General features: G+C 67.0%; 20 protein-coding genes. 17 read left to right on the top strand and 3 right to left on the bottom strand.

The genetic code is table 11. The features are described from left to right. The first annotated feature begins 1 nt into the window (after position 1). Genes flhF through CGR01S_RS13420 form a run of 3 tightly spaced genes read left to right on the top strand, consistent with a single transcriptional unit; the run spans position 2 to position 3041 of the window. On the top strand, positions 2-1507 hold the full coding sequence (gene flhF / locus CGR01S_RS13430; RefSeq protein WP_042428127.1) for a flagellar biosynthesis GTPase FlhF: 1506 nt from the start codon (positions 2-4) through the stop codon (positions 1505-1507). Further along, positions 1500-2303 (top strand): hypothetical protein, encoded by an 804-nt coding sequence (locus tag CGR01S_RS13425; RefSeq protein WP_042428124.1) that lies wholly within the window; start codon positions 1500-1502, stop codon positions 2301-2303. Before flhF ends, CGR01S_RS13425 begins: the two co-directional genes overlap by 8 nt. Before the next feature lie 15 nt (positions 2304-2318). Continuing rightward, a complete protein-coding gene (locus tag CGR01S_RS13420) occupies positions 2319-3041 on the top strand; it encodes an RNA polymerase sigma factor FliA (protein WP_042428121.1) in 723 nt (240 codons plus the stop codon). A 6-nt stretch (positions 3042-3047) separates the two neighbouring features. Here the strand turns inward: CGR01S_RS13420 and CGR01S_RS13415 are convergent, their stop codons facing one another. From CGR01S_RS13415 to flgA, 3 genes are all read right to left on the bottom strand, one after another. Then, positions 3048-3404 (bottom strand): hypothetical protein, encoded by a 357-nt coding sequence (locus CGR01S_RS13415; protein WP_042428118.1) that lies wholly within the window; start codon positions 3402-3404, stop codon positions 3048-3050. Between the two features lie 38 nt (positions 3405-3442). After that, positions 3443-3772, bottom strand: a complete 330-nt coding sequence (gene flgM, locus CGR01S_RS13410; protein ID WP_042428115.1) for a flagellar biosynthesis anti-sigma factor FlgM — start codon at positions 3770-3772, stop codon at positions 3443-3445. A 92-nt stretch (positions 3773-3864) separates the two neighbouring features. Beyond that, positions 3865-4596, bottom strand: a complete 732-nt coding sequence (gene flgA, locus CGR01S_RS13405; RefSeq protein WP_042428112.1) for a flagellar basal body P-ring formation chaperone FlgA — start codon at positions 4594-4596, stop codon at positions 3865-3867. 216 nt (positions 4597-4812) lie between these two features. Here flgA and flgB point away from each other — a divergent pair, with 216 nt between their 5' ends. The 14 genes from flgB to CGR01S_RS16515 all read left to right on the top strand — a co-directional run bounded on the left by flgB (position 4813) and on the right by CGR01S_RS16515 (position 19110). Next, complete coding sequence (gene flgB / locus CGR01S_RS13400) at positions 4813-5241, top strand: flagellar basal body rod protein FlgB (protein WP_042428109.1); 429 nt, start codon at positions 4813-4815, stop codon at positions 5239-5241. A gap of 24 nt (positions 5242-5265) precedes the next feature. Beyond that, the gene (gene flgC, locus CGR01S_RS13395; RefSeq protein ID WP_042428106.1) at positions 5266-5670 is read left to right on the top strand and encodes a flagellar basal body rod protein FlgC; all 405 of its coding nucleotides are present in this window, start codon (positions 5266-5268) and stop codon (positions 5668-5670) included. 16 nt (positions 5671-5686) lie between these two features. Further along, positions 5687-6352: a flagellar hook assembly protein FlgD gene (locus CGR01S_RS13390; RefSeq protein ID WP_042428104.1), complete on the top strand. Its 666-nt coding sequence runs from the start codon at positions 5687-5689 to the stop codon at positions 6350-6352. A 30-nt stretch (positions 6353-6382) separates the two neighbouring features. Further along, positions 6383-7630 carry a flagellar hook protein FlgE gene (gene flgE / locus CGR01S_RS13385; RefSeq protein ID WP_042428101.1) on the top strand — a complete coding sequence of 416 codons (1248 nt, stop codon included), beginning with the start codon at positions 6383-6385 and terminating at the stop codon, positions 7628-7630. Between the two features lie 34 nt (positions 7631-7664). Continuing rightward, positions 7665-8405 (top strand): flagellar basal-body rod protein FlgF, encoded by a 741-nt coding sequence (flgF, locus tag CGR01S_RS13380; RefSeq protein ID WP_042428098.1) that lies wholly within the window; start codon positions 7665-7667, stop codon positions 8403-8405. An 18-nt stretch (positions 8406-8423) separates the two neighbouring features. Beyond that, positions 8424-9206 (top strand): flagellar basal-body rod protein FlgG, encoded by a 783-nt coding sequence (gene flgG / locus CGR01S_RS13375; RefSeq protein ID WP_042428095.1) that lies wholly within the window; start codon positions 8424-8426, stop codon positions 9204-9206. A 34-nt stretch (positions 9207-9240) separates the two neighbouring features. Beyond that, positions 9241-9939 carry a flagellar basal body L-ring protein FlgH gene (locus tag CGR01S_RS13370; protein WP_042428091.1) on the top strand — a complete coding sequence of 233 codons (699 nt, stop codon included), beginning with the start codon at positions 9241-9243 and terminating at the stop codon, positions 9937-9939. A 211-nt stretch (positions 9940-10150) separates the two neighbouring features. After that, positions 10151-11302 (top strand): flagellar basal body P-ring protein FlgI, encoded by a 1152-nt coding sequence (locus CGR01S_RS13365; RefSeq protein ID WP_042428088.1) that lies wholly within the window; start codon positions 10151-10153, stop codon positions 11300-11302. Between the two features lie 50 nt (positions 11303-11352). After that, positions 11353-12261 (top strand): flagellar assembly peptidoglycan hydrolase FlgJ, encoded by a 909-nt coding sequence (gene flgJ / locus CGR01S_RS13360; protein ID WP_042428086.1) that lies wholly within the window; start codon positions 11353-11355, stop codon positions 12259-12261. Positions 12262-12277: 16 nt separating this feature from the next. Then, positions 12278-14227 carry a flagellar hook-associated protein FlgK gene (gene flgK / locus CGR01S_RS13355; protein ID WP_042428082.1) on the top strand — a complete coding sequence of 650 codons (1950 nt, stop codon included), beginning with the start codon at positions 12278-12280 and terminating at the stop codon, positions 14225-14227. Positions 14228-14248: 21 nt separating this feature from the next. Continuing rightward, positions 14249-15472, top strand: a complete 1224-nt coding sequence (gene flgL / locus CGR01S_RS13350) for a flagellar hook-associated protein FlgL (RefSeq protein ID WP_042428079.1) — start codon at positions 14249-14251, stop codon at positions 15470-15472. After that, positions 15472-16704, top strand: a complete 1233-nt coding sequence (locus tag CGR01S_RS13345; RefSeq protein WP_042428076.1) for an HDOD domain-containing protein — start codon at positions 15472-15474, stop codon at positions 16702-16704. Before flgL ends, CGR01S_RS13345 begins: the two co-directional genes overlap by 1 nt. 224 nt (positions 16705-16928) lie before the next feature. After that, positions 16929-17633 carry a hypothetical protein gene (locus CGR01S_RS16755; RefSeq protein ID WP_156967575.1) on the top strand — a complete coding sequence of 235 codons (705 nt, stop codon included), beginning with the start codon at positions 16929-16931 and terminating at the stop codon, positions 17631-17633. A gap of 7 nt (positions 17634-17640) precedes the next feature. After that, positions 17641-19110 (top strand): MORN repeat-containing protein, encoded by a 1470-nt coding sequence (locus CGR01S_RS16515; protein WP_042428073.1) that lies wholly within the window; start codon positions 17641-17643, stop codon positions 19108-19110. Positions 19111-19120 lie beyond the last annotated feature (10 nt).

Below are 19120 nucleotides of genomic sequence, written 5' to 3'. Positions count from 1 at the left end.
CATGAACATCAAACGCTTCCACGCGGCCACCTCCCGCGAGGCGCTTGCCAAGGCCCGCATGGCCTTTGGCGAAGGCACGCTGATCCTGTCCAACCGCCCCACCGCCAATGGCGTGGAAGTGGTCGCCACCACGGAGGAAACCCTGGGCGCACTCGACAGCGGCACCGACGCCCCGCAGGAGCGCCGCCCGCAGGTCTCGACGGCCCAGCCCCCCGCACGCAAATCGCTGCAGGAGCGTGCCGCCCTCTCGGCGCCGCGCAGCCCCATCCAGGAAGATACGGAACAACTGGCCATGAGCACCCTGTCCTTCCAGGACTACGTGCGCGAGCGCATGCTGCGCCGCCGCCATGAAGCGCTGCAAGGCGTGGCCTCGGTGCAGACCGCGCAGCCCCCCCTGGAGCGGGACATGGCCGCCGAGGCCGAACGCCCGGCTCCCGCCCCTGTGCAGCGGCACAACCCGCTGCGCCAGGTGCAGCATGAACTGCCTGTGCGCCCCGTACGCCGCGACAGCGCACCGACCCCGGTGTCCCTGGCCGCCCCCAGCATGGACACCCAAGGTCTGATGCAGGAACTGCATGCCATGAAGGACTTGATCGAGGACCGATTCAACGCACTCTCCTGGCTGGGCCAGGCGCGGCAGGACCCCATCCAGTCCAGCCTGATGCTCAAGCTCATCCGCGCGGGCTACTCGCCCACGCTGGCGCGCGCCGTGCTCGAACGCATGCCCGAAGGCATGGACGCTGGCGAATCGGTGCGTTGGCTCATGGAAGTGCTGGAGCACAACCTGCACACCGACGCCGGCCAGGTGCCGCTGTACGAGCAGGGCGGCGTGTTCGCGCTCGTGGGCTCCACCGGCGTGGGCAAGACCACCACCACGGCCAAGCTGGCCGCGCTGTGCGCACGCATCCACGGCCCGGGCAGCGTGGGCCTGATCACGCTGGACACCTACCGCGTGGGCGCGCACGACCAATTGCGCAGCTTCGGGCGCATGCTGGGCGTCGTTGCCCACCTGGCGCACGACCGCGCCGCACTGCAGGACCTGCTGGGCCTGCTCAGCGGCAAGAAGATGGTACTCATCGACACCACCGGCATCGCCCCGCGCGACCCGCGCAAGCGCGACATGCTTGATGTGCTCGACCTGCCGCAGGTGCAGCGCCTGCTGGTGCTCAATGCCAGCAGCCATGGCGATACGCTGGACGACACGCTCACCGCCTTCAAGACGACCGGCGGTGCGGGGGCGCAGCAGGCCATCCTGTCCAAGGTCGACGAAGCCGTCAAACTGGGCCCGGCCATCGACGCGCTGATCCGCCACCAGATCATGCTGCGCGGCGTGACCAATGGCCAGCGCGTGCCCGAGGATTGGGCCGCCGCGGATGCGCACCAGCTCATCGCCACCTCCATGCGCGCCCCCGTGCGCTCGGCCTTCGACCCCAAGGCCACGGAGTTGAATTTCTTCTTCGCACCGGCCAGCGAGCCGGTCCATGACAAGGGGCTGGTCGATGCTTGACTTCGGACTGCACCAGGGCCTGGGACTCCAGAGCCACGCACCCCGTGAAGACCTGCGGCTGCTGGCCATGGTCAGCACGCCCGATGCCAACGGCGGGCTGGAAACGCTGTGGCAGCTCTGCCTGCACCTGCAGCACCTGGGCTACCCGGTGGTGGTACTCGATGGCACGGCCAGCGAGACCACGCAAAGCCCGGGCCTGCAGGATTTGCTGGCACAGCCCGCCTGGGCCGACGGCCTGCGCCCCGGCGGCAGAACGGGCGCCGGCACCCTGGCCGTGCTGCCCGCGCAGAAAGGGCTGCAAACCCTGGCCCGCCACAGCACGCTCCCGGCGCAGGCCCTGCAGTGCCTGCACCCCTGGCTGCGCCACTACGCCCTGGTGGTGCTGTACGCACCGCTCGGCGTGCTGGCCTCGCCCCTGCTGGAAGGCAGCATGGCGACGCCGCTGGTGCTCATGCAGCCTGGCCAGGCCGGGGTGATCGACAGCTATCGCCAGCTCAAGCTGCTGGCACTGCACGCCGGGCTCACCGGCCTGGTGGCGTGCCTGGGCCGCTCCTATCCTGCCCAGGCACAGCGCCTGGCACAGGAGTCGCTGGAGTCGCTGCGCCGCTGCGCAGCACGGCACCTGGGCCAACAGCCGCGCACCACGCTCATCCGCGCCGACCGCCCTCAGGAGCTGCAGCGCCTGGCGCTGCAGTGGCTGGAGAATGCCTGCACCCTGACGGCCCCCACGGACCAGTGTGCGCTACCATTGACCTACCCCCAAGGCACGCCCGCGCATTTTGCCCAGAGCCATTGAATCGAAGTGGTTGAAGTGACTTACACCGCCAAAGGCCAGCTCGATCGCAACGCCTTGCTCCAGCAGTACGCTCCGCTGGTGCGCCGCCTTGCGCACCACATGATCGCCAAGCTGCCGGCCAATGTGGAACTCGATGACCTGATCCAGGTGGGGATGATCGGCCTGAACGAAGCGCTGACGCGCTACGAGGCGGCCCAGGGCGCGCAGTTCGAGACCTTTGCCACGCAGCGCATCCGCGGTGCCATGCTCGACGAACTGCGCGACAACGACTGGATGAGCCGCGGTGCACGCAAGAGCCAGAAGGACATCGAGAAAGCCGTGCAGCGACTGGAACAAAAGCTCGGGCGCAGCCCGCTGGAATCGGAAATCGCCGCGGAGATGGACATGAGCCTGGCCGATTACCAGAGCCTGCTGACCAAGGTGCGCGGCACCCAGCTCGTGTACCTGGAGGACATGGGGCGCAGCGGCGATGACGACGAAGGCTTCCTCGAACGGCATGAAGCGCCCGACAGCGAGGCCGACCCCATGGCCCTGCTGCGCAACCAGCGGCTGCGCTCCTCGCTGGTCACTGCCATCCAGTCACTGCCCGAGCGCGAGCAGTACATCATGGGCATGTACTACGAGCACGACATGAACCTCAAGGAAATCGCGGCAGTGCTGGGTGTGACGGAATCGCGCGTGTGCCAGTTGCACAGCCAGTCGATTGCCCGTTTGCGCGCCAAGATGCGCACGCACTGAGCAAACTCAGGAAACCGAGCGGTAGATGCGCGCAGCTGTGGCCCCAGGGCTCTTGCCGTAGGTCGCCGGAGCATGCTCGGCGGGCGGCAGCAGCGAGGCCACCTGCCGCTCCACCAGCGCGCCCAGCCGCGCCAGCTGCTCGCGCTGCAAGGCCAGTTGCTGGCTCACCGCCTGCAGCCGCGGCTGCAAGGCGGCAGGCCAGGGCTGCCCTTGCAGGCCTTGTGCAGCCACGGCAAAGGCGCCCAGCGCCGCGCGCAACTGCGCCGCGCTGCGCTCAAGCACCAATGGATCGGCCGCCAGCATGGCGGCCGATATGTTTGCCAGCTCCTGCTCTACCAGGTGGAGCGACTGTTCAAGTTCCATGGGATGGATACTGCGCTGCGGGTGCCCCGCCCGCAAGCTCAGGCGCGCCCGCGCGCCAGAAATTCCTGGCTGTTGGCCAGCATTTTGTCGGCAACGGCCTCGGCGTCCACTTTGAACGTGCCGCTTTCGATGGCCGTGCGCACGGCCTTGACCTTGCCTGCGTCGAAGTCGCCTTGCAAGCGCCCGGAAGCCGGGCCCTGCCCGCGCGCGACGCTGGAGAGCGTGACCGGCACCCCGACCGAAGCAGCCGCTGCAGCACCGCCCGCGGCATTGCCTGCACCCAGGGCAGGCGCAGCCTTGGCCTGAGGCCGGGCTGCTGCACCCGGCGCCAGGGCGCTGGGTGCTTCCGGGTTGTGTCCAATTTTCATCGCGTGCTCCTTCGGCCTCTGCAATCCAAGGCTTGGTAGCCGTGTTTTCGACCGTCAGGACACAGACTTTAGCGGTGATTGCAGAAAATCACCTACAAAAGCGCGCTTATTGTTCCATCTTCAAGAACAATACCCTCTATTATCTTTCCATTAGTCATTCTGACGCGCACATTCTGTCCCGCCGACCCGGCTGACAACGCCTGGCCCGCCGTACTGATGGCAAAGCCCGGGCCCTGGGCCGACACACGCACCTGCGCCCCCATGGAAAAAAGCTGCGGTGCCTTGACCATGGACTGGCGCAAGGCCTGGCCGGCCTGCAGGGGGCGCGCAGCCACCTGCCCCACCCACAGCGCAGGGTCGGCGAGCACCGGCGCCGGGGCAGCGGCCCAATCGACCTCGGACTCCACGGCGTCGGCGGCCGTCAGGACGGCGCCTGCGGGCACATTGCCTGCCAGCACCCAGGCAGGACCGAAGGCCTGCACCGTGACCGGGATGAACACATTCCAGCGCGTGGGCCCGTCCACGCAGCGCAGCCCCAAGCGGCTGCGCCCCCAGAGCCGGGCACCCGCCGGCAGGTAGGGCTCTGCACGCGCGCAGGGCGCCAGGCGCAGGGAAGGGTCGAGAGCGCCCACATCCACCTGCAGGCGCAGGGGAGATTTTTCCGCCAGGCCGCTGCTGTGCACGGCGGCGTCGGCCCAGCGCTGCACCACCTGGCTCCAGTCGGCTTGCGCACGGGTCGCCGTCGCGCCCATGCCCAGGGCCAGCACAGGCAGCAGCCGCGCCAGCCAGCGGCGGGCGGCCCAGGGGTGGCGGTAGCGGTTCATGGCAATTCTCCCGGTGGTCTATGCAAAGAAGGCGGGCGCAGGCCCGGCCCCGATCCACTGTAGACGCCCGACCCGTGCGCAATGGCCCGAATTGCACCTGCATCGGCGCTTTCTTCCTGCTTTAGAAAAGCCCCTGCGTTTCCATAATCAGCCCAAGCCGGAATGCCCTGCGGGCCCCATCCGGCATTCCAGGCTGTCTGTGGTGCGAGGTCCCCCATGCTTGACAAGATGACGAACCAAATCGGCTTTCAAGGCACGGCCCTGGTGCTGCGTGCCGAGCGCCAGCGCATGCTTGCGAGCAACATTGCCAACGCCGATACCCCGGGCTATGTGGGCCGGGACATGCATTTCAGCCAGGCGCTGCGCGAGGCGACCGGCACGGCGCCCCAGGCACTCGCCTCGCCAGGCGGCACGGCGCAGGCCGCGCAGGCGCGGCATTTCGCGCTCAGCACGCAACTGCCCGGCAGCAGCCAGAACAGCAAGGCGGGCTACACGGTGCAGACGCAGCCGTCCCTGGACCGCAATACGGTGGACATGGACCGCGAGCGCGCCAACTTCATGGACAACGCCGTGCGCTACGAGGCCACGCTGCGCTTTTTCAACGGCCAGGCCAAGACCATGCTCAGCGCCATCCAGGGCCAGTGATGCTGGCAGCCAGAGAGGTTCCCCATGTCAATGTTCTCCATCTTCAACGTCTCGGGCAGCGCGGTGAGCGCGCAGTCCCAGCGCCTGAATGCGGTGGCCAGCAACCTGGCCAACGTGGATGCCGTGGCCGGCCCCGATGGCAAGGCCTACAAGGCGCGCCAGGTGGTGTTCCAGGCCCAGCCCATGGGGCCGGACCAGGCCGCGGGCGTGCGCGTCGCGGCCATCAAGGAAAGCGAGACCCCGGGCCGCCGCGTGTTCGACCCCAGCCACCCGGCGGCCGACCAGGAGGGCTATGTGACGCACTCCAACGTGAATGCCGTGGAGGAGATGGTCAACATGATCTCGGCCTCGCGTTCGTACCAGAACAACATCGAGGTCATGAACACGGCCAAGTCGCTGTTGCTCAAGACCCTGCAGATCGGCCAGTGAGCCGCGAGGAACCGCCATGTTCATGACCCCCATAGACACCAGCGCCATCGATGCCGGCGCGACCAGCACGTCGAAGAAGACCGACAGCGCTGCCGATGCCAACGCCGCCCAGGACCGCTTCCTCAAGCTGCTCGTCGCGCAGCTCAACAACCAGGACCCGATGAACCCGCTGGACAACGCGCAGATGACCTCGCAGATCGCGCAGATCAACACCGTGACGGGCATCCAGCAGCTCAACGAGACCGTCAAGGGCCTGATGACCCAGTTCTCGGCGCAGCAACTGATGCAGGCAGGCAGCATGGTGGGCCGCCAGGTGCTCGTGGAGGGCAACACCATGACCGTGGACGAGGCCACGCAGAAGGCCAGCGGCGCCTTCGACCTCGCGGGCTCGGCCGCCAGCGTGACGGTGCAGGTGCTCGACCCCACGGGCAAGCAGGTGGGCGCCATCGAGATGGGCTCCCTGCCCGCGGGCCGCTACAACTTTGCCTGGGACGCAGCACAGTACCAGGGCGACGCCAACGTGCGCTTCAAGGTCGTGGCCAACAACGCCCAGGCCGTGGTGGACGCCACGCCGCTGGCCATCGACAAAGTGAGCGCCGTGAGCATGGACGGCGGCAAGCTCCAGTTCCAGCTCGGGCGCGGGGGCATGGCCACGCAGGACGGCATCAAGGCGATTTTGTAATTTTCCGGACTATCCACCAGGAGCACCACCATGGCATTCCAGCACGGCCTCTCGGGCCTCAACGCCTCCAGCAAGAACCTGGACGTGATCGGCCACAACATCGCCAACGTCGGTACCACGGGCTTCAAGGCCTCGCGCGCGGAGTTCGCCGAAATGGTGGCCGCGTCCATGGGCGCGGGCGGCACCAACTACGGCATCGGCGTGGAAGTGGCCGCCGTGTCGCAGCAGTTTTCGCAGGGCAACATCACCGTGACGGGCAACAGCCTGGACGTGGCCATCAACGGCAATGGCTTCTTCAAGGTCATGCAGGCCGATGGCTCGCCCGCTTACACCCGCGCGGGCAATTTCAAGCTCAACAAGGACGGGGATCTCGTGACCAATGCCAGTGCCAAGGTCATGGGGTTCAAGGTGGACCCGGCCACCGGCCTGAGCACCTCCGAAGCCACACCGCTGAACTTCCCCACCGGCGCGCCCATCCAGGCCAAGCAGACCGACAACATCAACGCCACGCTGAACCTGGATGCGCGTGTGGTTGACGCTGCATCTGTGACTCCGAACACGCCTCGCTCCACCTACGGCACCTCGATCAATGTCTATGACACGCAAGGGGTCGCAATTCCGGTCAACCTCTACTTTGTCAAGAACGGCTCCAACAACTGGGATGTGTACACCACACTGGACGAAACCATTCAACCCACTGGCAGCCCTGTAGGCTCTGTGCTCTTTGATGGCAACGGCGTGTATGACCCCGCAAACGCGCCCATCGACCTGGACATGTCGGCGCCATATATTGTTTCACCCAACCCGAACAACCCACCCAACCCGCCTGCAGCCCCATGGAACGTGCGTCTTGACCTGTCCCAGTGCACGCAGTTCGGCAGCAAGTTCGCCGTGGCCGATCTCACGCAGAACGGCTATGCCTCGGGCGATCTCACGAGCATCAACATCTCCAAGGACGGCATGGTGCTCGCCAGCTACTCCAACGGCGTGACCCGCGCCGAAGCCCAGGTGGCGCTGGCCAACTTCCGCAACCCGCAGGGCCTGCTCTCGGTGGGCGGGAACAACTGGGTCGAATCCTTCGACTCCGGGCCCGCCGTGCTGGGCAAGCCGGGGGACGGTAATTTCGGCATGCTGCGTTCGGGCGCACTCGAAGACTCCAACGTGGACCTCACGGCCGAGCTGGTCAACATGATGACCGCGCAGCGCGCCTACCAGGCCAACGCGCAGACCATCAAGACGCAGGACCAGATCATGTCCACGCTGGTGAACCTGCGCTGAGCGCACACACCTCCACTGAACCACGGGGCACGCCATGGACCGCATCATCTACACCACCATGACCGGGGCCAACGCAGCCGCGCACCGGCAGGCCGTGCTGTCCAACAACCTGGCCAACGTATCGACCAACGGCTTTCGCGCAGAGATGTCCACGTTCCGCTCCGTTCCGTTGCAGGGCGACGGTGCGGGCACGCGCGTCTTTGCGCTCGAGGCCACCTCGGGCCACCGCGACACCCCTGGCCCCGTGCAGCGTACGGGACGCAACCTGGACGCCATGGCCGTGGGCAATGCCTGGTTTGCCGTGCAGGGCCGCGACGGCACCGAGGCCTATACGCGTTCCGGCCATTTCGAGGTCTCGGCCACGGGCCAGTTGCTCACACCCACGGGGCTGCCCGTGCTCTCGGACGGCGGCGCGCCCATCGACGTCCCGCCCGGGGCCGAGGTCTCCCTGGGTGCGGACGGCACCATCACCGCGCGCATCGCGGGCCAGAACCCGCAGGCCCTGGGCCGCCTGAAGCTGGCCACGCCCACGCCCGAGGATCCGCTCAAGCGCAGCGACGATGGCTTGTTCCGCACCACCTCGGGCGACCCCCTGCCGCAGGACGGCAACGCGCGCATGCTGGCCGGCGCGCTGGAGGGCTCGAACGTGAACGCCGTGGAATGCATGGTCGGCATGATCGCCGCCTCGCGCCAGTTCGAGCAGCAGATGCGCCTGCTGCAGACCGCCGAAACCAATGACAAGACCGCCAGCCGCCTGCTGGGCATGAACGCCTAAGTCCCAAGGAGTCACGCCATGATGAATTCACTCTGGATCGCCAAGACCGGCATGACCGCCCAGCAGACACAGCTGGACGTGATCTCGCACAACCTGGCCAACGTCTCGACCACCGGCTTCAAGCGCAACAACGCGGTGTTCGAAGACCTGATCTACCAGAACCTGCGCCAGGTCGGCGCCAACACCACCGAGCAGAACCAGCTGCCCACGGGCCTGCACCTGGGCCTGGGCGTGCGCACCGTGGCCACGAGCCGCAACTTCACCCAGGGCTCGCTGCAGGAAACCAAGAACAACCTGGACGTGGCCATCAACGGCAACGGCTTCTTCGAGGTCACCATGCCCGACGGCACCCTGGGCTACACGCGCGACGGCTCCTTCCAGGTGGACGCGCAAGGCCGCCTGGTGACCTCCAGCGGTCTGCCGGTGGCCAATGGCATCACCATCCCGCAGGGGGTGACCAGCGTCAGCATCAGTGCCGACGGCATCGTCTCGGCCCTCATCTCGGGCAACTCCCAGCCGCAGCAGCTCGGCAGCCTGGCCATGTCGAGCTTCATCAACCCGGCAGGCCTGGAGCCCATCGGACAGAACCTGTTCAAGGAGTCCGCCGCCTCGGGCCAGCCGCAACAGGGCACGCCGGGCACCAACGGCCTGGGGTTCATCAAGCAGGGCTTCCTGGAGTCGTCCAACATCAACGTGGTGGAGGAACTGGTCAACATGATCCAGACCCAGCGCGCCTACGAGATGAATTCCAAGGCCATCCAGACCTCCGACCAGATGCTGGCCAAGCTGAGCCAGCTCTGAACCGCACCGCCCTTTGCCTGCAAGGATTGCCGCCATGCCCCGCTCCCGCGCACTGCACTCCCCCGTCCGCGCCGCCCTGCTGCTGGCCGCCGCCGCCCTGGCGGGCTGCGCCAGCCTCTCGCCCGCACCGCCGGTGGACGTGCTGCCCACCACGCCGCCCGCCCTCAGCACCACGCAGCGCGCGCCGGCCGCCGCCACGGGCAGCCTGTACAGCCAGGCCAGCTACCGCCCGATGTTCGAGGACCGGCGCGCCCGCCTGGTGGGCGACCTGGTGACCATCCAGATCATCGAGAACATCACAGCCAGCCAGAAGTCCTCGTCCACCGTGGACCGCAACTCGGAAACCTCGGCGGGCATCACCGCCCTGCCCTTCGTGGGCAAGGCCTTTACCGACAAGACCACCCTGGGCGCCAAGTCGGCCAATACCTTTGCCGGCAAGGGCGGCACGGAAAGCGCGAACAAGTTCGAGGGCTCGATCACCGCCTCCGTCATCGACGTACTGCCCAACGGCCACCTGGTCGTGGCCGGGGAGAAGCAGATCGGCGTGAACCAGAACGTGGACGTGCTGCGCTTCTCCGGTACCGTGGACCCGCGCATGCTGCAGCCCGGCAGCGTCATCGCCTCGACCCAGGTGGCCAATGTGCGCGTGGAGTCGCGCGGGCGCGGCGCGCAGAACGAGGCCCAGGCCATGGGCTGGATGGGGCGCTTCTTCAATTCGGTCACGCCGTTCTGAGGCCCGGATCACTATTAATTTCATAGCTTCCAGCGCTTTTCAGATAAGCGCTGGAAGCCATTTTGACCCCAAATTCCACGCGCCGCCGCCACCCTGCGTACGGCGCGCCGGCCTGCCTGGCGGCGGTGCGCCGCGCACCGCCCGCAGCCGCGGCAAATGGCCCGCAAAGCAGGCGTTTTTCGGGTTTTAGAAATCCGCCCCCGCGCCCACAATGGGCAGCATGCAAGCTCCGTCTTTCTCCCTCTGGATCACCTTGCGCCGCCTGCTGGGGCCGCTGGCGGCCCTGCTGGTGCTGTGCGCTGCGCCCCCCGCCCAGGCGCTGCGCATCAAGGAAGTGGCGGCCGTGCAAGGCGTGCGCAGCAACCAGCTCACGGGCTACGGCCTGGTGGTGGGCCTGGACGGCACGGGCGACCAGACCACGCAAATGCCCTATACCACGCAGTCCATGCAGAACTACCTGCAGAACATGGGCGTGAGCCTGCCGCCCAACCTGGCGGGGCAGTTGCAGCTCAAGAACGTGGCCGCCGTGATCGTCACGGCACAGCTCCCGGCGTTCGCCCAGCCGGGGCAGTTCGTCGATGTGAACGTCTCCTCCATGGGCAACGCCAAGTCGCTCAAGGGCGGCATGCTGATCGCCACGCCGCTGCGCGGCGCCGACGGCGAGATCTACGCCCTGGCGCAAGGCAGCCTGGTCGTGGGCGGCGCCGGCGCGGCGGCCGGCGGCAGCAAGGTGCAGATCAACCACCTGAGCGCCGGGCGCATCCCGCAGGGCGCGCAGGTCGAGCGCGCCGTGCCCACGCCGCTGCACGAGGGCGACAGCGTGACGCTGGGGCTCAACGCCTCGGACTTCCAGACCGCGCGGCGCGTGGCACAGGCTATTAACGCCCGCATGGGCGAGGGCCGCGCCCTGGCCCTGGACGGCCGCACCGTGCAGGTGCGCGCCCCCATGGAGCCCAACGCGCGCGTGAACTTCATCGCCGAGTTGGAAGAGCTGCCCATCGAGGCCATGGTGCCCGCAGCCAAGGTGGTCATCAACGCGCGCACGGGCTCGGTGGTGCTCAACCAGGCGGTCACGCTCGGGCCCTGCGCCATTGCGCACGGCAACCTGTCCATCGTCATCAGCAGCACGCCCGTCATCAGCCAGCCCGCGCCCCTGTCGCAGGGGCAGACGGTGGTGACGCAAAAGAGCGACATCCAGATCAACCAGGAGCCGGGCAACATCATCCAGGTGCCGGCCTCGGCACAACTGCCCGACGTGGTGCGCGCCCTCAACGCCCTGGGCGCCACGCCGCAGGACCTGCTGGCCATCCTGCAGGCCATCAAGGCCGCCGGGGCGCTGAACGCGGAGCTGGAGGTCATATGAAGGCAACGCAGAACCGGCCGCTCACGCGCCGCACTCCGGAGGCTTGAGCCATGGCCCTCTCCCTGCCCCTCGCCAGCAGCACCAGCCACACCAGCAGCATGACCGGTCTGGCGGCCGATGCGCGCTCGCTCGACCGCCTCAAGCTCGACGCCAGCCAGAACGACCCCGCCGCCGCACGCGAGGCGGCCAAGCAGTTCGAATCGCTGTTCATGCGCGAGATGATCAAGAGCATGCGCGAGGCCACGCTCAAGTCCGGCCTGCTCGACGGCGCCCAGGGCGACCTGGGCACCGATCTGCTGGACCAGCAGCTCTCGGTGCAGTTGTCGGGCCAGAACGGCGGCCTGTCCGACGCCATTGCGCGCCAGCTCGCGCAGGCCATGGGCGTGGCCCCGGCGGCGCCGGGCGCATCTGCCCCGTCCACGCTGAGCCTGGGGGCCGCCGGGGTGCGCAAGGCCACGGGTGCCGCGCCCGTTGGCGCCGCCACGCCCGCACCGGCGGGGCGCGACGATTTTGTGCAGCACCTGAGCAGCACGGCCGAGCGCGTGGCCCAGGACAGCGGCATCCCCGCCGCCTTCATGCTGGGCCAGGCCGGGCACGAGACCGGCTGGGGCAAGAGCACTATCAAGAATGCCGACGGCAGCGACTCGTTCAACCTGTTCGGCATCAAGGCGGGCAAGGGCTGGACGGGCAAGGTGGCCGAGGTGACGACCACCGAGTACGTCGATGGCGTGCCGCGCAAGGTGGTGGCCAAGTTCCGCGCCTACGACTCCTACGAGAACTCGTTCCGCGACTACGCCCGCCTGATCAACGACAACCCGCGCTACGGGCAGGCACGCAGCCAGACCGGCTCGGCCCAGGCCTACGCCACGGCCCTGCAGAAGGCCGGCTACGCCACCGACCCGCAGTACGCACGCAAGCTCAGCGGCGCCATCCAGAGCGCACTGCGCGCCATGGCCTGAATACGGAGGATTTGCCATGAGCCTGCTCAACGTCGGAGCCCGCGCCCTGCTGGCCAACCAGATGGCCCTGCAGACCACGGGCCACAACATCGCCAACGTCAGCACCGCGGGCTACTCGCGCCAGAGCGTGGTGCTGCAGACCGTGCAGGGCCAGTTCACGGGCGGCGGCTACATCGGCAAGGGCGTCGAGGTGGCGACGGTGCTGCGCAACCACAGCGAACTGCTCACGCGCCAGGCCACGGCTGCGGCAGCCATGGACGCGGGCGACACCGCCCGGCTGGAGCGCCTGCGCCAGTTGCAGGACGTGTTCAGCGGCGGCGAGAGCGGCATCGGCGCCTCGGTCAACCAGATGATGAACGCGCTGTCCGACGTGGTCAGCAGCCCCATGGACCTGACGGCACGCAACGTGGCGCTCACGCGCATGGACGAGCTGGCATCGCGCATGCGCGACGCCTCGCAGCGCCTGGACGAGATCGGCTACACCGTGGGCGAGCAGTTCAAGGGCAGCATATTCGCCGTCAACAACCTGGCGAAGAACATTGCCGAGGTCAATGAGCAAATCGCCCGCGCCAAGGGCAACGGCCAGCCCGCCAACGACCTGCTCGACCGGCGCGACCAGCTGATCCGCGAGCTCAACCAGCATATCCAGACCTCGCAGGTGGCGGCCGACGACGGCTCGGTCAGCGTCTTCGTGGCCGGCAGCCAGCCGCTGGTGCTGGGCAACAAGGCCGCCTCGCTGTCCATCGACGACCCCGCCGACTTCGGCGCGGGCAGCGGGCGCAAGGTGCTCAGCTTCCTGGCACCGGGCTCCAGCGTCAAGGTCGAGCTCAACGAAAGCATGCTCGGCGGCGGCGACATCGCGGGCCTGCTGCGCTTTCAGAACAGCGACCTGGCCGAGGGCCGCAACCTGCTGGGCCGCATGGCGGTGGCCATCAGCGAGTCCATGAACCAGCAAAACCGCCTGGGGCTGACGCTGGATGGCCAGGTGGGCGACAACCTGTTCGCCCCCATCGCCCTGGGCAAGGCCATTCCCAGCAGCACGAACAGCTCATCCGCCGACCTGGACCTGACGGTGGTGGACCCGACACTGCTGCAGGCGTCGAGCTACACCATCGACTTCACCGCCCCCGACGCGGGCTCCATCACGCGCTTGTCGGACGGCAAGATCTTCGCCTTCGACGGCTCCGGCGCGCCACCCGTCACCGTGGACGCCGTGTTTGCCGCGCAGGGCCTGGGCGTGGCGCTCTCCGGACCGCCCAATCCAGGCGATCGCTACATGATCACCGCCCTGCAGGGGGCCGCAGCCGAGTTCAAGGCCTTGCAGTATTCGCCGGTGGACCTGGCCGCCGCCAACCCGGTCAACGCAGCCATGGGCGCCACCAACCAGGGCAATGTGCAGTTGGTCAACCTCAAGGCGCTGAGCAACCCGCCCGGCACCACCGTGCCCGTGACCATCACGTTCGACAGCCCCAGCACCTACACCCGCTCGGACATCGGCGGAACGTTCACCTACACCCCGGGCCAGCCCATCACCTACGACAACGCCACCCCGCCCACGGGCTGGTCGCTGACCGTGACGGGCACGCCGCGCGTCGGCGACACGATCACCCTGGACGACTCGCTCAATCCGGCCTATGGCGACTGGTACAAGCGCGACGCGGGCAACGCCCGCTCGCTCATGGACCTGCGCGACGTGCCCATGTTCGACGGTGCCACGCTGTCCGACGGCTTTGCCAGCGCCATCGCCCAGGTGGGCACGCGCACGCAGAGCGCCCAATTTGCGGCCGAGCTGTCCTCTGCCATCGCCGCCAACCTGGAGCGCGACCGCACGGCGGTCTCCGGCGTCAACCTCGACGAGGAGGCGGCCCGCCTGATCCAGTACCAGCAGGCCTACCAGGCCTCGGCCAAGATGATCCAGATCGCACAGAATATCTTCGACACCCTGATTGCAGGGCTGGCGCGCTGACCGCCCTGAAAGGAGCCTGCCATGAGCAACTCTCTGTACCGGCTGAGCACGGCCGCCCAGTACGACAGCGCGCTGCGCAACATCAGCCAGCGCCAGACGGCCTTGTCCAACCTGCAGGAGAACCTCACCTCGGGCAAGCGCGTGGTGCGCGCCAGCGACGACCCCGTGGCCGCCGCGCAGGCCGAGCGCGCGCTCACGCGCCTGCAGCGCAACGAGGCCGACCTGCGCGCCCTGGGCATGCAGCGCAACACCATGGCCCTGGCCGAATCCACGCTGGGCGAGGCGGGCGAGGCCATGCAGGCCTTTCGCGAGCTGGCGGTGAGCGCCGGCAACGGCACGCACACGCAGACCGAACGCGACGCCATCCTGCAGCAGCTCCTGAGCCTGCGCGAGCAGATCATGGGTTACGCCAACCGCAAGGACGCCAATGGTCTGCCGCTGTTCCAGGGACTGGGCAGCGCGCAGGCGCCCTTTGGCGGCGTGCCCGCGGCCTTCAACTTCTCCGGCCTGCCAGGCCAGCATGCCAGCGGCAATATCGAAATCGCCAAGGTGCTCGACGGCGACGCCGCCTGGATGAGCGTGCCCACGGGCAACGGCGTGTTCGATGTCTCCCTGGGCGCGGGCAACACCGGCAAGGCCTGGACCGACGTGGGCCAGGTGACCGACCCCTCGGCCCTCACGGGCCACCACTACAGCATCCAGTTCTCCGTGGTGGGCGGCGTAACGACCTACGACGTGATCGACAACGACGCCGTCTCCACCGTGCTCGCGGGCCAGCCCTACACGCCGCCCACGACCATCGCCTTCGACGGCCTCTCGCTCAAGGTCTCCGGCGTGCCGGCCGACAACGACCGCTTCGACCTCGGGCCGAGCCAGAACTCCAACGTCTTCCAGGTGCTGGAAGACACCATCAGCACGATCCGCAACGCCGGCAAGCCCGACGGCAGCACCGACTACGGCAGCCTGACGCACGGCATCACCCGCGGGCTGGCCGAGATCGACGCCGCCATGAACCGGCTGCAGACCTCGCGCGGCCTGGCAGGCGACCTGCTCAACCGCGCCGACCGCATCGAAGGCGAGCTCGACACCCGCGGCGTGCAGCTCGAGGACGACCGCTCGCGCGCCGAGGACCTCGATATGATCAAGGGGGTGTCGGACTTCCAGAACCAGCAGGTCGGCTACGAGGCGGCGCTCAAGTCCTACTCCATGACGCAGAAACTCTCGCTCTTCAACTTCATTTCCTGATGGTGCAATCCGTACTCGGCAGTCTGGTCCTGGGCTACCGCCCGCTGTGGGGGCCGGCACGCTCGCTGGTGGGCGTGCAGTTGTACGTGCGCGATTCCACGGCCGTGCCCGTCGACGCCCCGCACCTGCTGCGCACGCTGCAGGAGATGTGGTCGGCCAGTTCGCCGCCGCTGCTGATCTCGCCGCTGTCGCGCCAATTGCTCAGCGACCTGCTGCAGCACGCGCCGCGCGGTACCCCCTGGATCGTGGTGCCCGGCGCCTGGCTGGACGACTCCGCGCTGTTCGCCCAGGTGCAGGCCGCCCACCAGCGCGGGCTGCGCCTCGTGTGGCGCGGCCCGCTGGCGCGCCTGCCCGAGGCCGAGGTGGCACGCTGTTTCGACAACAGCCTGCTGGCGCTGCAGGCCGAGGACGCCATGGCCGCACTGCAGGCCGCGCCCCCGCCACGCCCCGGCCAGCCGCACCCGCCCGGGCGCGGCGCCAGCCCGGTGATCGACGGCCAGATGTACGAGGGCATTGCCAGCCGCGCGCTCATGGCGCATTGCCTGGACACGCACCACGCGCTCGCCCTGGCCGGCTGGCCGCAGGAAGACGTGCTCTACAGCCTGCGCCACCAGCCCATGCAGCCGGCGCACGCCACCATCCTCAAGCTGCTCAAGGCCATCGACGCGGAGCAGTCGCTGGACGTGTTCGAGGACATCCTGGGCGAAGACCCGCTGCTGGCCTACCGCTTCATGGTCTATACCAACTCGGCCGCGCTGGGCCTGCGCACGGGCATAGACTCGCTGCGCCGCGGCCTGGTCATGATGGGCTACGGCTCCATCCGCCGGTGGCTGTCCGACCAGTTGCCGCACGCCAGCACCGAACCCGACCTGCGCCCGGTGCGCGAATCCATGGTGCTGCGCGCCCGCCTGACCGAGCACCTGATCGAGCCCGGTGCGCAGCACGAACTGCGCCGCGAGGTGTACCTGTGCGGGCTGTTCTCGCAGCTCGACGAGCTGCTGGGCGAGCCCCTGGGCACCATCCTGCAGCGCATCCCGCTGTCCGAGCGCGTGTTCAACGCCTGCGTGCTGGGCACCGGCGCCTACGCCCCCAGCCTGCAGCTCGCACGCGCCCTGGAGACCGACGACGTGGGCGCCATCCGCCAGCTCTGCGAGGACCACGAGCTGGAGCCGGAGAACGTCAACCGCATTCTGCTGCGCATGCTCGCCGGCACCGAAGTGGTGCGGCGATAAGGTGTCATATTTATCCCCCGGCGCTTGCCAGCAAACGCTGGTTGTTCGCTTCTCCAAAATACTACTATCCCCAATTTCGGGCCATACCGCACTTGCGGTATTGACGTAAAAAAAGCGCTTGGATTCAATCGCTGTGTGCGCTTCGATAGAAGTACGCGAACACAGGCGTTTTTCTGTGCGAAAAGGAGACAGTCGTTGTGAAAGGTGAATATTTCGCTTGCCTCATGCTCACTCTGACCCCAGCCGCTATGGCGCAGGTCACAGCCGAAGACTGTCCTGCCAACGTGATGATCGCGGGTAGTCCCTATGACCTTGCTGGGGATATTCGGGCGGCAGGTTCCGCACAAGCACTTCTTGCGAGGATGAACGAAGCATTAAGACAGCTACCGGCCGATTGCTCTCAATATGTCAACAGATATGACTGCGATGCAACAAAAATAGTCGCCAAGGGCGTGAAAGCTGCCGTTGAAGCGTGCATCGCAAAAGCGGGCTCGCAACCCAAGGCATCCCCACCTATCGGCACATCGCCCTCAGGGACGGGAGCGGGGTCACGGAATACCGCCCAGCCTGCTGGCGGCGGAAGCGGCATAGACCCCAGCCTGTACAACACCGAGGACGACCCCGACGGCAATCAGCTCTTTCGCAAGTTGGCCGCTACCGGCACGCCCTTCATTCCCAAAAACCCACAAAACGACCATACGGGCGAGCCCTGTGTCTATTTCACAAAGCCTTTGGTACGCCCTGACGGCGGGGGCCTGAACGCCTATGCAGACGGCTCTTATGTGGCCTACGGCAAGTATTACTACACCTGCCGCAACCGTCGCTGGGTCAGCATTGGATTAGCTTCTTCCTTTGTCAACGTGCAAGAGCATGCGGCCAGCAAGCTGGAAAACAGCACGCTCTCCCCTCAAATCTACGAACAGGATTGAGCGCGCGATGCACCGTACCACCACGCTCCTTCGCGACATCGCCCTGGCACTGTACGCGGCGCTGCTGGCCGCACAGCCTGCCCTGGCCAACTGCAGCGACGCCATGGAAAGCTGCAACTCCAGTTGCGACAGCTATCTGACTTCAGGCTTCATTGTCGGCATGGCTGGCGCGCTGAGCAGCAACAACGCCGCCTACCAGCAAGGCCAGCGCCAACTGCAGCAGGCCCAAGCTTGCGCCCAGCGCTGCTCGACGCAATACGACGCGTGCTATCAGCGAGAGCAGGCCCAGCGCCAGCGTGAGGAAGCCGCACGCCGCGCCCAGCAGGAACGTGCCGAGGCACAGCAACGCGCAGAACAACAGCGTGCACAAGCCCAGCAGCGCGCCCAGGCCGAGCGAGCTGTGCTGCAACGGCGTGTCAACCGCGTGATCTCCCCACCCGTACTACCCCCGCTCGCCATCAAGGATGCAGCACCACTGCTGCTGCAGGCCCAGGCGCACTACAAGGATGGCAACCCATTTGCGGCAGCGCACATCTACAAGATGGTCATCCAGGGCAGTACCCAACCCAAGCACCTGCAGGCAGCGCGTACTGCGCTCAGGCGGGAGGCGCTGACTGAACTTACCCACTTTGGCACATCCGAACCAGGCGCTTATACACGCATCCTGGCCGAGTACGAGCCCCTGGCGGTTTTCACTCCCGCCGAACATGCGCAGCTTGCGACCATGGCGCCGGACTCTGATCAGGCTGAAGACGCTGCACTCGCCTATCTGCGCAAGAACTCTAAGGGTGCACTTAGGGATGTGGCGCAGGCGGTAGCCCAAGCCGCCCCCCAACTACGCGCACGCGCGATAGAGGAGCGCACCCGCGCCATAGCGCAAAAAGCCCAGTCGGACGAGGCTGAGCGGCTGGCAAAAATTCGCAATGCACGAGAGAGGGAGTTGATATGGGCGCGCGCCAAGGACAGTTGTCTTCTCTATCAATCCATGACCGAGGGCACGCTGGACATTCGCTGGACGGGGGAGTGCCAAGATGATTACGCCACGGGCACCGGCACCCTCCAACATCTAGGCACCAATGACCGCGTGCTCTATCAATACGACGGGCCGATGATGTTCGGCAAGCGGGAAGGCACGGGGACATCGTGGTGGTTCAACGGGAACCGGTACGAAGGTGGATATCGACGCGGCATCCCTGAAGGTGTGGGGAAATTTTGGTGGGCCAACGGCGATCGGTATGAAGGCGAGTACCGCAACGGCGACAGAACGAAAGGATCCTACTGGTGGCCTAATGGCAGTCGATACCAAGGTGAATTCGTTGACAACAAAAAAACTGGCCAAGGCACATATTGGTACCCCAAAACCGATGACTACTACGTTGGCGAATGGGCCAATGATCAACGACTCAATGGCATCCTGTACTGGAATGATGGTCGCGTGAAAGCGATCTTCAGCAACGGCCAGCGCACCGACCATTGATGCCTTTTGG

The sequence above is a fragment of the Comamonas granuli NBRC 101663 genome, assembly GCF_000739995.1.
In the GTDB taxonomy this organism is placed as follows: Bacteria; Pseudomonadota; Gammaproteobacteria; order Burkholderiales; family Burkholderiaceae_C; genus Simplicispira; species Simplicispira granuli.
Note: the sequence above shows the minus strand (reverse complement) of the source record. Positions and strands in the feature narration are given on the sequence as shown.

Bases quoted from the DNA above. Each gene is read 5' to 3' on its own strand.
- flgA (WP_042428112.1), bottom strand. From the start codon at position 4,596: ATGAACCGCTACCGCCACCCCTGGGCCGCCCGCCGCTGGCTGGCGCGG.
- flhF (WP_042428127.1), top strand. From the start codon at position 2: ATGAACATCAAACGCTTCCACGCGGCCACCTCCCGCGAGGCGCTTGCC.
- flgL (WP_042428079.1), top strand. From the start codon at position 14,249: ATGAGCAACTCTCTGTACCGGCTGAGCACGGCCGCCCAGTACGACAGC.
- flgK (WP_042428082.1), top strand. From the start codon at position 12,278: ATGAGCCTGCTCAACGTCGGAGCCCGCGCCCTGCTGGCCAACCAGATG.
- flgE (WP_042428101.1), top strand. From the start codon at position 6,383: ATGGCATTCCAGCACGGCCTCTCGGGCCTCAACGCCTCCAGCAAGAAC.
- flgB (WP_042428109.1), top strand. From the start codon at position 4,813: ATGCTTGACAAGATGACGAACCAAATCGGCTTTCAAGGCACGGCCCTG.
- CGR01S_RS13425 (WP_042428124.1), top strand. From the start codon at position 1,500: ATGCTTGACTTCGGACTGCACCAGGGCCTGGGACTCCAGAGCCACGCA.
- flgC (WP_042428106.1), top strand. From the start codon at position 5,266: ATGTCAATGTTCTCCATCTTCAACGTCTCGGGCAGCGCGGTGAGCGCG.
- flgM (WP_042428115.1), bottom strand. From the start codon at position 3,772: ATGAAAATTGGACACAACCCGGAAGCACCCAGCGCCCTGGCGCCGGGT.
- flgF (WP_042428098.1), top strand. From the start codon at position 7,665: ATGGACCGCATCATCTACACCACCATGACCGGGGCCAACGCAGCCGCG.
- CGR01S_RS16755 (WP_156967575.1), top strand. From the start codon at position 16,929: ATGCTCACTCTGACCCCAGCCGCTATGGCGCAGGTCACAGCCGAAGAC.
- CGR01S_RS13370 (WP_042428091.1), top strand. From the start codon at position 9,241: ATGCCCCGCTCCCGCGCACTGCACTCCCCCGTCCGCGCCGCCCTGCTG.
- CGR01S_RS13415 (WP_042428118.1), bottom strand. From the start codon at position 3,404: ATGGAACTTGAACAGTCGCTCCACCTGGTAGAGCAGGAGCTGGCAAAC.
- flgG (WP_042428095.1), top strand. From the start codon at position 8,424: ATGATGAATTCACTCTGGATCGCCAAGACCGGCATGACCGCCCAGCAG.
- CGR01S_RS13390 (WP_042428104.1), top strand. From the start codon at position 5,687: ATGTTCATGACCCCCATAGACACCAGCGCCATCGATGCCGGCGCGACC.
- flgJ (WP_042428086.1), top strand. From the start codon at position 11,353: ATGGCCCTCTCCCTGCCCCTCGCCAGCAGCACCAGCCACACCAGCAGC.
- CGR01S_RS13345 (WP_042428076.1), top strand. From the start codon at position 15,472: ATGGTGCAATCCGTACTCGGCAGTCTGGTCCTGGGCTACCGCCCGCTG.
- CGR01S_RS13365 (WP_042428088.1), top strand. From the start codon at position 10,151: ATGGGCAGCATGCAAGCTCCGTCTTTCTCCCTCTGGATCACCTTGCGC.
- CGR01S_RS16515 (WP_042428073.1), top strand. From the start codon at position 17,641: ATGCACCGTACCACCACGCTCCTTCGCGACATCGCCCTGGCACTGTAC.